Raw genomic sequence first — 13,090 nt, forward strand, 5'->3', positions numbered from 1 at the left:
ATCGATTACCAAATAAGCAAACCTGATGGGTTATCCGTAGGGTTAATCCCGGAGGAGAGAGGATGTTCAGTTCAATTAACCTACACAATATAATTCAACGCCTCCGGAAAATGCGCCCATATACTGCATTAGCTACGGTTGTCACTGTCTTGGTCGGCGGCTTGCTACTATTACCGTTAATATTACTGTTTGTGTTTGTCGGTTTCATTGGCATGACGCTCTTGCGTCACCAATATATGAAGCATAATCGCTAAACTCAAGCAAGGACAGATATCAACCTCATACTAATATTGAACCAGAAAACCACATCATGTCACGTGACTAGAACCATTAATCACTCGCGTAAATAATTGTTCTGCCCACACTGACTCAGCTATTTTTTATCATGCCTCTATTTATTTTTTCATATTTACAACCTAACTCGCGGCACACTTTATCCCTCGATAACTATTAGAATTTATTCGTGATGGGAGGGCATGTTGATGTTTTAAAATACATTTTGTAGCAGTTTGAGGCCATATTATACAAGGTCGCGCTTACAACGTGCAGTGGTTGTAGATGAATAAGTAATAACGCACTAGCGACAAGCCACCAATGTGCCCTAAGGGTCCAGCTAAACGGGTGCTCTTATTTTTAAGCAAGGGTATTCGTAAGCAAAGATACTTGTAAACCAGGGTCTTTGTTGCAAGGTACTCGCTTAGTTAAAGACTCGGTCTGTAAGACTTGCGCCGCAATTAAAACCTGTTTACCTCGAACATATTTTAACCAGAAAATATCTACAAGCCATAGGGATAGTATTATATTGCGATGTTTTTTTAATCGAATTCCCAGCTTATATACTTGCCACGGTCAATTGAATATGCACAAGTCACACATTGGCTACAAATCTGTATCGAAATTTTTACATACCTCTTTTGATATAGGATAATAAACAGTTACAAAATGTAGGGTTTTATTTTTATAAAAAATATATTAGGGAGCAAAGATGAAAACATTTTATTTCATCGCCATATTTGTATTATTTTCCATGTTAGCGTTCAACGCTAATGCGCAATGGGATGATGATACCGGCTGCATGAGTTGCCATAATGGCATCGAACAATTTTCACAAGTTGACGGCATGGCCGATCTGACTTGTGTTGATTGCCACAATGGTGATGGTATCGCCACCAACATGAAAACCGCTCACACAGATATGTGGGCCAATCCGACAGACTTACGGGTTATTAACGACACCTGTGGCAGTTGTCACCCAGATGAAGTCGACAACGCCAAAACCTCACTCCATGCCACTATGGCCGGAGTAATTTCAGGTACTCGCTACAACTTTGCTAGCCAAGATCGTAATGCGATCCATGCCACTTACGATGTTAAAGCACTGAAAACGGGCCGAGAAGGCACAGTTGAAAGCCTAACCCAGATACCAAGTTATGACCCAACTCAACCAGAATCAAACACCAATTCACCAGGTGATGATTACCTCCGCAACCAGTGTTTACGTTGCCATATTTGGAGCGACGGCCATCAACGCGATGGCGATTACCGCGCGTCTGGCTGTGCAGCATGTCATGTTGAATACAGTAACGATGGCACCTATGAAGGTGGCGATGAGGCCATAGATAAAACTCAAAAAGATCGTCCTCGCAAGCATAAAATGACCAAGAAAATGACCGTAGACCAGTGTCAGCATTGTCATAACCGCGGCGGACGTACTGGCGTAAGCTATAAAGGCATGATGGAATCTGACGGATACGGCACACCGTATACCGAAGACGGTGACAAGCAGGGTAAGCTGCATGGCAAACACTACAACTTCCTTGAAGCTGATTTACACTATGATGCTGGTATGAGTTGTATTGACTGCCACACCAAAAACGAAATGCACGGTGATGGCTACTTATATACCAAAAAAGAGCACGCCTTAGAAATCCGTTGTGTGTCTTGTCATGGTACGCCAACCACCGAAGCCACATTAAAAACCTCACGCGACATGCCATTGAACAACCTCAAACGTGAAGGCAAAACAGTAACCTTAACCACTAAAAACGACGGTAAAAAACTGGATGTTCCTCAACTAAAAGATAAAGAGTTGTCTAAAGAAGGCTATGTTGCGATGGTGAAAATTGCCAGCCACATGGAAAAAATGGAATGTTCTACCTGTCATGCAGCTTGGGCACCGCAATGCTATGGCTGTCATGCTAAGCAAGACATCAGCAAGCCAAATGGCGATTGGCTTAACGGCACGGGTGATGACCCCTCTAAACAAGGTAACAAAGCTAACTTAGCCAAGAATGCCTTCAGCTGGGATGAATCCCGTTCATACGTTCGTTGGGAAATGCCTGCATTAGGGATTAACCATCGCGGAAAAGTGTCTACTTTCGTACCGGGTTGCCAAGTATTTTTGACTCAAGTAGATGGTAAAAAATCGATTGTAAGCAATAAAACTTACACCACCGTCGATGGCACCAGTGGTATTTCACACAACCCGATCCAGCCTCATACCATGAGCAAAAAGTCGCGTACTTGTGAAGAATGTCATACCAACCCGAAAGTATTGGGCCTAGGGAGCGGTGTATACGACATCAACAGAAACTTCCCAGACGGCAAAGCCCCTATCGATTTTGAACTGGAACGTTTTGTTGATGAAAACGGTAAACAACTGCAATCAACTTCACATGAAGGTGCTCGTCCATTTAATAAACAAGAAATGGATCGCATCAGCCGAGTCGGCACTTGTTTAGCGTGTCATGGCAGTGATGAAATCAATGCCACAGGTAAAGCGCCAAACGATGTAACCCATAATAAAGTGATTAGAAAGATGGCCGAAAAAGCCAAATAATCGATCAAAGCATTTTATAAACAAGTCATAACTAAAAGAGTAAACATTATGTTTACCCTTTTTTTTTGGTTATACGCTTAGTTAACAAGAGCAACCGTTACCCAGACCAATAGAGGGTTTCAAACAACTCTTTTTCCCGCGGTCGAAGTTGTATTGACGTGCTATTGCTAATGGATCAGCAAAATAGACATTTAATCCCAAACTTAAAACATTAACCAAGTTTAACGTGACATATTATGTCCAGATATTGCAAACTGTACATTAAGTCATCGTTACTAATTTATAGGTAACGTTTTTAGACACCCATTTTCAGACGAACTGCATTCAGGAGCCACTATGAAATTTAATCAATCATTCCACACTGCCAATTTGAAAAGTCGGTTCACGGCAATGAACCCAATTTTGGCATTACTGATGTTTTTTAGCATCGCATTAACCACGATTGTGCTATTACCCTTTTTATTGTTACTGGGCTTATTAAGCTTTATTACACTACAGCTCTTAGGTAAAAAAATATTGCAGAGAAACCAGCCACACGCTCAACAAGGTGATGTCTACCAAGACAGCGCTGATGTGCAGCGCGAACAAGCTGCTCCTTATGCAGAGATGTTTAACCGATCTAAACCGAATCAAACTCAACACACTGGACGCACATTTGAGCATCAAGCAGATTAACTAACCGTTAGATGTGCTTAGTGATCACCTTACCGATCCTAGACATTAATCCAAATTGATATGGGCTATGTTTATCTAAAATTACCGTCATTAGTCCTCATTACCAGCAAGCTATTAACGCTATCTAAGGTGGTAAAACCTTCAATATTCGCCAAAAATATCGGCTGGTTATGTTTATTTTGATGTAAAACATAAAGTGCTGCTAAACACTAGTCACCTCTTAAGCATTGAATCGCGCCGATCAAACCCCAATGTCATTAGAAGGCGGGCAAATAGAGTAGCAAACGATGCTGCCACATTTGCCAGTAATATAAGCCAAAAATTCGATACTGAGGAGAAGATAAAATGAAACAGACACTCATTTTAGGCGCAAGCGGACAGATCGGTAACATGGCAACAAAGCAGCTATTAGCAGAAGGCCAATCAGTAATAGCGTTAGTGCGAGATAAAAATAAATTGGCTGATATCGCCAGTGATAAGAAGCTACGCATAGTTGAAGTGGATTTAGAACAGGACTTTAGCCAAGCATTTAACGATTGCGATCAGGTCATTTTCAGCGCTGGCTCAGGTGGCAAAACAGGTGCAGACAAAACTATGCTCATTGATTTATGGGCGGCCTGTAAAGCCATTGATTACGCAAAAGCGGCTAATGTGTCACATTTCATTATGGTTAGCTCTATCGGTGCTGACGATCCCGACCAAGGTTCAGAACAAATGAAGCCTTACTTAGTTGCCAAACACATGGCCGACGAACACTTGATCAACAGTGGGCTTAACTACACCATATTTAGACCGGCTTCATTAACCGATGATCGCGCCACAGGTAAAGTGCAAACCCAGCGGCCGAGCAGCAAACAAGAGATGACTATTCACAGAGAAGATGTTGCTCGAGCACTGACTTACGCGGTAGGAAAACCGCAGCTAGGCGGCAAAGTCTTTGAATTATTTAATGGCAGCAAATCCCTCACTGATGTCCTAAATTAATCCATTCAGTAGACATTCGCCTAACAACGCCATAAACACTGAAATAAAACGGCCAGCACAACGCTGGCCGTTTTATTTTTAGTATTTTTTCATAGTCTTAGATACAATAAATTAGCTATATTGCGTGGTTAAGCGCACCACTATTTAACCCTAAAATGTAAGCCTGAAATGTAAGCCTGAAATGACATTTCATCCATCGCACACTGCAGATTACCGAACTGACTGGCGATTATCGAGATATGAAAGAGCCACCATTGTGCAAATGATAGCAACTAATGAGCTAGTTCACTTTTGGACAAAAGTGGGTTTAAGATATGGCCTGAGGCCACCAACGTCGTGGCGCTTCGCCCACACCAGACCAAGAGGAAACCAACGGCAGCTCCCTCTTTACTCTTTTTAAAAGAATTGGCCTAGCCGCCCCGCAATATTTTCCCAATTGACTTAAACAACAGATGCGAAAAGGTCGCCACGGGGATTTATCCAGTTTTTGACTTCATCTGTAACCGTCTTCGGCCCATCTTATAATAAAGAGTGAAAATGCTAACGCTTCCGATGGTACATCCTGTACCGCGAAAGCTAGCGGGCCATCCATGGCCAGCTCACGTCATTTTCTTCAACGGCCTCAAGTTCAGAGGTGAATTTAGGCATTTTCAATCAAGGCATCTAAATCATTTATGGACATAAATCAGTTAGTGCAAAGGGTCTAAAAGTTGATCTCAGGATTAGGAAAAGTATCCTTAAATCTTTGTACGTGCTACATGCTTCCAAAAAAAATCAGCATTACTCTTGGCTTGTTGCTCGGATTCTTCAATGGGGTAGCTAACTCGTTGAAATAGTCTGTTAAGGGTAAGTAATATAACTTTCATCTGCCCTAACAAGTAAAATACATCTCCAATTTCGTGACCATTAGCTTTTACGTCATATACACCGTCTTTATGTGCAAGTAACTTGTTTCGGAGCAACTTAATCCTTGTTGCTTGCCCTGAATTCAGTAGTTCCTCAATATTACCGATGCATTCAAGAAAGTCCTGATCAAATTTAGCTACACGCTTGCTAACAAATTCACTTTGACAACGGGATGCTGACTCGTTGAGTTTTACTACATTTGGCTCAGCAATATAGTAGCTTTTAAGATACTTTGTGTTGAATTTAGTATCTTTATCAGTCAACTGCTCAAGCAGGTTATAAAGGCTTAAATTCGATGACCCTTTCGACGGATCAAATAGCCAAGAATGAACATCAACCATTAAAGATGCATACAAAGTATGTTGCAACGTAAGAATACTTCTCCGGATAGGAGAAGATAAGGAACTTAGGGAGTTGCTCAGATTTATCGATACAGACAGAAGTTCTTTGGGTTCCAAAAGATTTAAGTAGCCAATGGTCGCTGAATCAATTTTCTTCTGAAACCTAGGCAATTGCTGTTTTCTCATTGATTTTCTCTAAATACATAACGCTGTATGGACAGTAATCCACTGCCTATCCCAAAACCAGCCGCTGTGACAAACCGAGCCAGTGAATTCACTAATTAAGTGAGCTACTAATTGCTTGAAGTATGTCAAAGAACACCACCTCTGACTTGTCGACAAGACCTAACAGATAAGGATAAATAAGCAAAAGCAACGCTTGCCAAAAAGAGAAAACACTTAAGATGGTGCCAATTAGCATCATCCAAACACCGCACGCCTCCTCAATTGCTTTACTCTTTACTTTTTGAGCTTCACATTGACTAATGATATCGTTACAAAAAAACAAGCCATCACCGTTTATATCTGAGTCATAAGTGACATAACTTGAAAAAGCTTTCAACAATCGATGTTTTAGTGAAAGTAGCACACCAAATAATCCAATAACGACACCTGCTTTTTTAAGGTATTGGAAACCAAAGGCCTTAGAATCAAGAATGATAGCTGCAACGACTAGAAGTACACTTAACATAAGCAATATTGAAAGTTTCAAAATATTACTTAAAACTCGTGTTGTAAATCTAACGTAGAACGGCAAAATCACATCTTGCTTTCGAGTATTACTTGTCATATTGCCCACTATGTAACACTAGAATGATGAAGCCATAATATTTTTTTTAAGCTCATTAAATACTTTAAAGGATGCAGTACCTAAGAATTTCCGACCATCTTTGAACTCACAAATAAAAGTAGTATCTTTGCTCTTTCCACCTAGTATTAACCCCGCTAACAACCCAACAGGACCAAGCAGAACACTACCCGCAACGCCCCAGCCTGCTGCACCACCGATACTTATAACTGACTCTTCAGATGCCTCTTCCAACCTTTCTATTTCCGAAGGATTTATCTTTTCACGAAAAAATTCACCTTCATTTTTCATTGAGAATTTACCATGCACGTACTGGCTTTCATTTCCTTTTTTAAAATCTCCTGCGTGTATATCAACTCTACCAAGCCCCATATTAACTCCTTTATAAATATAATCTTTGATTGGCTAAAGCATAAGATACTCCGAAAAAGTGTTAATCACAAGCCGCGACACCACCGTAAGTCATTGAACAATATGGCGATATTACTATATCGCGATAGTGTTTACTCTAATGTAAATTCGTTAGTGTCTAATGTTATTTAGCGTTCACATCTAAATTCAGGGTTGATTATAGATGTGGGTAAAGTGGTCACTAGATATGGTGATTTAACATTAGCAGGGGTAGGGCTAATCTAGCTAGGCAAAATGGAGCTGAGCATATGTTCTAAATGATAAAGGGGCAAAACCGAGTTGGTTTTTGACTTAAAAATGTACAAATTCAACTTTAAACTTGAGGGCGTTGAAGAAAAAGCGTGAAGCTCACATGGATGTGAGCTTAGCTTTCGCGGTACAGGATGTACCATCGGAAGCGTTAGCATTTTCGAATAAGGCCGAAGAACACTAAATAAAGTTAAAAGCTGGATCAATCCCCATGGCGACCTTTTCGCTGTTCAGAAAATGTTGCGGGGCGGCTGGGAGTTCCAAGAGGGAATAGCCGTTGATTTCCTCTTGGTCTGGTGTGGGTGAAGCGCCACGACGTTAGTGGCCGCAGGCCATATCTTAAAAACACTTTGGGGCATAAACGTGTCGGTATGTTGACGTTAAAAGGGACAAATTCAACTCTAAACTTGAGGACGTTGAAGACTCTTTATAAAAGAATGCGTGAGCCTGACAGGCCTATCGGAAGCGTTAGCATTTTCACTCTTTACTGCAAGATGGGCCGAAGCAGGATTAAAACGAAGATAAATGCTGGATCAATCCCCATGGCGACCTTTTCGCATCTGTTGTTTAAGTCAATCGGGAAAATGTTGCAGGGCGGCTGGCCAATTCTTTTATGAAGATTAGAGAGGGAACAGCCGTTAGTGGCCGTAGGCAATAAAGAATAAACAGGCAAATGATGTTGATCATTCATTATGCCACGGCAAATGTTACCAACTGAGCGAATATATGACCGGCAGTAATAGCGATAAACTCAGCCAGACAATGATCGTTAGGGGAACGCCCACACGGACAAAATCGATAAACTTATAACCACCCGCATGCATTACCAGCAGGTTAGTCTTATACGCCATGGGGGTGGCGTAACTCATATTGGCGCCAAACAGCACAGCAATAACAAAGGGTTCGGGATCAACCTGCAGTTGCTGCGCGATGCTGATAGCAATGGGAGTACCAATGACTGCCGCAGCATTATTGGAAACAATATTGGTCATAATTGCCATTAACAACATCAGTCCAGACACAATAACCGCCGAAGAAGCCCCCGCCGTTAAGGCCACAAAGACTTGGGCCAAATACTCTGCACCGCCGGTTTTCAATAATGCAGCCCCCATCGCCAAACTCGCCGCGACAATCAGAATAACCTGGGTGCTCAGCGCCATGGAAGCATGCTGCCAGGTTAAGCAGCGGGTGATCAGCATCAGTAATACACCACCGACTGCGCTGATCGCAATGGGAACGCCCCCAAATGCCGACACAAGAATAATCCCAGCCATGATCAGCAGAGCCGTTAGCGCTTTATCGGTGTGCGGCAGGTCTGCGGTCGCATCGAGAACCAATAGCTCACCCGCTCGTTTGATTTCACCTATGGTATCTTGATTACCCTGCACCAGCAGAACATCACCGATGCGCAGGCGAGCCTGGGCTATTTTTTCGCGCAGCGTCTCGACTGAGCTTTCCCCCCGATGTATTGCCAGGACCATTAACTGATAGCGATTATAAAAGTTAACTTGCCTTAAGGTCATGCCAAGCAGAGGAGAACCTTGCATGACAACTATTTCGGCGATCTGCTGTCCCTCACCGGATAATGGATGCTCTTCATCCACCGGGTTATCGCCGACATAGAGCATGGCCTCCAGAGCACTTTCCAGCTCCTTAAGATTGTCCGGCGTTTCATTGACCATCAACCTGTCCCCTGCCTGAATTTGCGCATCCGGCAAGGGGACAATATAGGTTCCGCTACCCCGCATGATGCGTGATACTTCCAGCAACCCTGAGGTCTTTTCGGTCAGCTCTGTCAATGTCTTGCCGACGGAAAAACCGTCTTCCAATATCACCAGTTGGGCGGAAAATATTCTTGGAGAGGTATCGCTGAGTATGGCCTTACGTGCAGGCAGTAGGCGTGGTGCAATCAACCATAGATAAACAATGGCAATGCCGGCAACGATTGCTGCTGGTACAAAAAAATCAAACATCTGCAGTCTTCTCAGGCCCATATCAGCAGCCACCGAGACCACTAACAAATTCGTCGAGGTACCTATACTGGTACTCATGCCGCCCACCAGCGTCGCAAACCCCATTGGCATTAACACCCCCGAAGCAGGCGCTCCGGTTCGCAGCGAGACACTGATCAGAATAGGAAGCAGCAGCACGACTATCGGCACATTATTGACAAATGCACTGAGAAAAGCGCCAATCAGCAGGGTCAGCAACATACTCAATACAGGGCTTACTCGCCATAAACGCGCTAGAATTCGGCCAAGAGGCACCAGGGCTCCCGTGCGCACCAAGCCGTTTCCGGCAATCATCAATGCACACACAGCCACCAGCGCTTCATGGCCAAAACCACTGAAAAATTGCAGCGCCTCAAGATGTTGCCCCTGGGCGTTGATGTAAGGAAAAACAGTAAAACCTATGCTCAGCACTGCCAGAATAAACAGACTCGACGTCTCAATGGCAATAGATTCTCTGGTAAACAGAAACAGAGCAAGCAAGACAAGCAATAGCACTGCAAGTGCATGCACATCAGGAAGCGGTGGCAAAGTCATGATATTCATTGCTGGCACCTGTCAGTTAACCTTTTTTATTTGCATATGCATGGTAAAGCAGAGGCTTGCTCTGAAGATCTTTTCTACGACGCTCTTCAGTGCAGGTTGGCGTTTGTTTGTTGACCCTATATCACCTAAATATTAGGCTTTTTTTCTAATAAAGCTAATTGAAGAGAAACAAATCAGCAAGTTATGGGTTATGTCTTATTGTATAACCCACAGGCAAGCATGAAATTGAAGATTCAGCGGCCTAACATTGTCATTTAACGCCATGTCAAAATTGAATTGTTTTCCTGACGAAACACAAGCTGTAGCCATGTCGCAGTAATGTCATCATCCAGTAAGAGGTATTTTTTGTTTGATTTGCAAGACTTATGCTGGATATTGTTACTAGTCATATGATTTTTATAGCGCCATAAAAAACCATAGAACAACAATTAATAACCATTATTTTCAATATCTTAATCTTAAACAGCGATTTTTACATCTTGCATCTGGCTCAGGATCACATTTATATCTCACCAATTAGCATTACTACCTCCAAAGGATTAGCATTAGATAAATTTCATATATTCAGGGCGGCTTTATGACGATTTGTAAAACAATGTTGGTCTTATCCTCAATTTTTTGGCTTGGGGCTTGTGGGAGTGATAGTGATAGTACTGTCACGGCGCCGGAACAGGTATTGCCTCAGGGGCAGTTCTCTCTAGCCATTTCCGACTCGCCTATGGCTGGCGTTACCCATGTGGGCATGGTCATGGGGGAACTGGTCATGACAGATGCCGCGGGCGACATCCATAGGCATGACTTACAGGATATGGCATTTAACCTACTCGATTTCCAGGGGATGGACAGTCATCTTATGGTCGATAGCATCGACTTGCCCCCAGGGCAGTATCATGATGCCTATGTCACCACCCAGCAAGGCGATGGCAATGACGGCTGCTATGTTGAAGATGGCCAGGGTCGCCACGGTTTGCATATTACCAATGGACAGCTGCCCGTTTCGGATTTTGAGGTCGTCGCTGACCAGCATCTTGCCATCACCATGGAAATTGATTTGTATCGTGGCTTGTCTAACGAGCAGGGGCAATACCTTTTAAATCATGAAGCCATGTGGTCTGTCGATAATAGTCATATGGGTCACTTGCTAGGTGAGGTCGACCCCCAGTGGATTGCCGATTGCGAAACAACTCACTCCGATCTGGCTTCGGCGGGAGGGCAATTTAGCCATATGGCCTACCTGTACCCCGAAGAGGTCACCGATATTAACCAAATGGCAGATATGGGAACCAATCCACCAGCGGGTTTCATCCCCCCTACGGCAGTCAGTCCTATGATGCAGGATACCGACGGCAACTGGCACTTTGCCATGGGCTACTTGCCAGCCGGAAACTATCGGGTCGGCTATAGCTGTTTAGGCCATGTAGATGATCCAATCACCGATGAGATCACTAGTGGTCCATTTGTTATGTTTAAAGATTCAGGTTCAATTACCATAGAAGCAGGTACACAGGGTGGCCAGCAGACGGTACATGAGTGCGGTAATGGCAATGGTGGTCATCACGGCGGCATGGGTATGGGTATGGGCGGCTAGCGATAATAGTCAGGCTCACATTCAATTTGGGAGCCTTCACGCCTAAAAGCATGGTGAACTAAGTTAACGGTAATGATGATTGAGTTGAAGTATGAGCAGATACCTCGTTAATCATTGTTATCGTTGCGTTGAGGTAGAGCCGCAGCTCTTCACATAAAAGTGGCAATCGGTTTTTCTCTCTAACACACAATGGCCGTTTTGAGTCAGCAAATATCCACTGACGGGTAGATGGACAGGAATGAGCTAGGGTTTTTACTCCATTATCTACGTTCAAATAACAACAAGTAATGTATTACTTGTCATTACAACACCACGATTTAGGATCTAATGCTTATCTAAATGTCTATTATTAAGGGTACAGATCATTTTAAAACATAGTCTTAGTTTCGCTCAGCAACGACACCGCCAAACAATTTTCTGAACCCAAATCTCATTGTATTGAATAATTAATCTTTGCGGTCCTTGGTAAATTTTGGGATAAAAACATTCTATCTTAATGACTTTAATAACAATAAAAAAGTATCAACATACCGTCTGGCATATAACGCTAAGCAATTGACGCGTTCCAAAATATTGACGCTTGTAAACTGAACAATACTCGATAAAGTTAGCTAACGTTTAAGACAAGAGATTGTTTTTTCACGACAACGCCATCCCTCCAATGAATAAGAAGGTCCACCATGAAAACAGTAAAAACACTGATTGCGCTCTCCCTATCGGGCTTGCTTGTCGCCTGTGGTGGTGGTGACGACGACACTTCCTCGCCGCAAATGGGAGAGTTTAGCTTAGGCGTGTCAGATAACCCGAGTGACGCAAAAAACGTGACTATCGCTTTTAAGCAAGTCGTATTGAAAAATGATACGGGCAGCATTTCATTTGACGTGTCTGACGACGGCGATTTAAAACAAGTCAATTTACTCGAATATCAAGGTACAGCTGTTGAAACTTTAGTGAGCGGTCAAAGTATCCCCGTTGGCGAATACCAAATGTGTATTTACATGCAAAGAAGTGAAACGCCAAATGCCGAGAGCTCTTTTGTTAAAACCATAGATGATAATCTCTATGGACTGACAACCAACAGCAATGGCTCTTGTGGCGGTGTTGGCGCAGACGATGCTGATACTGGCCGTTTATTTTTCAATAAAACATTTACTATCGCAGCCGGTACAAACAGCTTTGTCGCCGAATTTGACCTAAACAGTGGCTTACAAGACCCCCACGGCAATAAAGACTACTGGACCTTAAAACCAACATCAGTTCAGTTACATAACAATGCTGAAGTCGGAGCCATTAAAGGCAATATTCCCTCAGAGCTCGAGACACTATGTGGAACAGCAGCAGGTGGCAGCCTCTTTAGTCATGCTGTCTATCTTTACTCAGATGCAACAGCACTCGACAATATGAGCGATTTCAGAAGTGATGCCGTTGTGGCACCACAAATTGCGCCAATTGCTTCTGCTAGAGTCAACGATATTATCGATCAGAACGGTGAAGTCATTGGCCAAGGCTATGAATTTGGTTTCGTCGTTGCAGGCAACTACAGTGTGGGTTACACCTGTGTAGCCCAAAATGACGATCCTGATCTCAATAACAACCCTGATGATTTAGAGCTACCTTTCTTTATCCATGCGGATAAACAAACAGTGACAGTGACCAATGGCACTGTGGCTAATGGTGATTTTGCTAACACGCTTAATCCATAGTCTTGAGCCATAGTCTTAAGCCATAGACTTA

Annotated in this window: 10 protein-coding genes; 6 read left to right on the forward strand and 4 right to left on the reverse strand. The window is 43.1% G+C overall.

Annotation, left to right across the window (positions count from 1 at the left end; translation table 11 throughout):
• Positions 1 to 62 precede the first annotated feature (62 nt).
• The 4 genes from AAEZ02_RS01430 to AAEZ02_RS01445 all read left to right on the forward strand — a co-directional run bounded on the left by AAEZ02_RS01430 (position 63) and on the right by AAEZ02_RS01445 (position 4,498).
• Positions 63 to 254: a hypothetical protein gene (locus tag AAEZ02_RS01430; RefSeq protein WP_351121683.1), complete on the forward strand. Its 192-nt coding sequence runs from the start codon at positions 63 to 65 to the stop codon at positions 252 to 254.
• 731 nt (positions 255 to 985) lie between these two features.
• Complete coding sequence (locus tag AAEZ02_RS01435; RefSeq protein ID WP_351121686.1) at positions 986 to 2,839, forward strand: multiheme c-type cytochrome; 1,854 nt, start codon at positions 986 to 988, stop codon at positions 2,837 to 2,839.
• Positions 2,840 to 3,175: 336 nt separating this feature from the next.
• The gene (locus AAEZ02_RS01440) at positions 3,176 to 3,514 is read left to right on the forward strand and encodes a hypothetical protein (protein WP_101033129.1); all 339 of its coding nucleotides are present in this window, start codon (positions 3,176 to 3,178) and stop codon (positions 3,512 to 3,514) included.
• A gap of 345 nt (positions 3,515 to 3,859) precedes the next feature.
• The gene (locus AAEZ02_RS01445) at positions 3,860 to 4,498 is read left to right on the forward strand and encodes an SDR family oxidoreductase (protein WP_124013164.1); all 639 of its coding nucleotides are present in this window, start codon (positions 3,860 to 3,862) and stop codon (positions 4,496 to 4,498) included.
• Positions 4,499 to 5,235: 737 nt separating this feature from the next.
• Here AAEZ02_RS01445 and AAEZ02_RS01450 read toward each other — a convergent pair.
• From AAEZ02_RS01450 to AAEZ02_RS01465, 4 genes are all read right to left on the reverse strand, one after another.
• Positions 5,236 to 5,931, reverse strand: a complete 696-nt coding sequence (locus tag AAEZ02_RS01450) for an AbiU2 domain-containing protein (RefSeq protein WP_351078973.1) — start codon at positions 5,929 to 5,931, stop codon at positions 5,236 to 5,238.
• Positions 5,932 to 6,022: 91 nt separating this feature from the next.
• Entirely contained in the window at positions 6,023 to 6,535 is a 513-nt protein-coding gene (locus tag AAEZ02_RS01455; protein ID WP_351078975.1) for a hypothetical protein, read from the reverse strand.
• 18 nt (positions 6,536 to 6,553) lie between these two features.
• The gene (locus tag AAEZ02_RS01460; RefSeq protein ID WP_351088024.1) at positions 6,554 to 6,925 is read right to left on the reverse strand and encodes a hypothetical protein; all 372 of its coding nucleotides are present in this window, start codon (positions 6,923 to 6,925) and stop codon (positions 6,554 to 6,556) included.
• A gap of 995 nt (positions 6,926 to 7,920) precedes the next feature.
• Positions 7,921 to 9,768, reverse strand: coding sequence for an SLC13 family permease (locus AAEZ02_RS01465; protein WP_233768586.1), 1,848 nt, complete (start codon positions 9,766 to 9,768; stop codon positions 7,921 to 7,923).
• Between the two features lie 577 nt (positions 9,769 to 10,345).
• On the opposite strand from AAEZ02_RS01465, the gene AAEZ02_RS01470 reads away from it, so the two are divergent.
• Positions 10,346 to 11,356 carry a DUF4382 domain-containing protein gene (locus tag AAEZ02_RS01470; protein WP_351088022.1) on the forward strand — a complete coding sequence of 337 codons (1,011 nt, stop codon included), beginning with the start codon at positions 10,346 to 10,348 and terminating at the stop codon, positions 11,354 to 11,356.
• Positions 11,357 to 12,036: 680 nt separating this feature from the next.
• The gene (locus tag AAEZ02_RS01475) at positions 12,037 to 13,059 is read left to right on the forward strand and encodes a DUF4382 domain-containing protein (protein ID WP_351088020.1); all 1,023 of its coding nucleotides are present in this window, start codon (positions 12,037 to 12,039) and stop codon (positions 13,057 to 13,059) included.
• Positions 13,060 to 13,090: the final 31 nt, after the last annotated feature.

Source organism: Shewanella sp. T24-MNA-CIBAN-0130, from assembly GCF_040310185.1.
Lineage (GTDB): Bacteria > Pseudomonadota > Gammaproteobacteria > Enterobacterales > Shewanellaceae > Shewanella > Shewanella psychromarinicola.

Bases quoted from the DNA above. Each gene is read 5' to 3' on its own strand.
- AAEZ02_RS01430 (WP_351121683.1), top strand. From the start codon at position 63: ATGTTCAGTTCAATTAACCTACACAATATAATTCAACGCCTCCGGAAA.
- AAEZ02_RS01435 (WP_351121686.1), top strand. From the start codon at position 986: ATGAAAACATTTTATTTCATCGCCATATTTGTATTATTTTCCATGTTA.
- AAEZ02_RS01440 (WP_101033129.1), top strand. From the start codon at position 3,176: ATGAAATTTAATCAATCATTCCACACTGCCAATTTGAAAAGTCGGTTC.
- AAEZ02_RS01445 (WP_124013164.1), top strand. From the start codon at position 3,860: ATGAAACAGACACTCATTTTAGGCGCAAGCGGACAGATCGGTAACATG.
- AAEZ02_RS01450 (WP_351078973.1), bottom strand. From the start codon at position 5,931: ATGAGAAAACAGCAATTGCCTAGGTTTCAGAAGAAAATTGATTCAGCG.
- AAEZ02_RS01455 (WP_351078975.1), bottom strand. From the start codon at position 6,535: ATGACAAGTAATACTCGAAAGCAAGATGTGATTTTGCCGTTCTACGTT.
- AAEZ02_RS01460 (WP_351088024.1), bottom strand. From the start codon at position 6,925: ATGGGGCTTGGTAGAGTTGATATACACGCAGGAGATTTTAAAAAAGGA.
- AAEZ02_RS01465 (WP_233768586.1), bottom strand. From the start codon at position 9,768: ATGAATATCATGACTTTGCCACCGCTTCCTGATGTGCATGCACTTGCA.
- AAEZ02_RS01470 (WP_351088022.1), top strand. From the start codon at position 10,346: ATGACGATTTGTAAAACAATGTTGGTCTTATCCTCAATTTTTTGGCTT.
- AAEZ02_RS01475 (WP_351088020.1), top strand. From the start codon at position 12,037: ATGAAAACAGTAAAAACACTGATTGCGCTCTCCCTATCGGGCTTGCTT.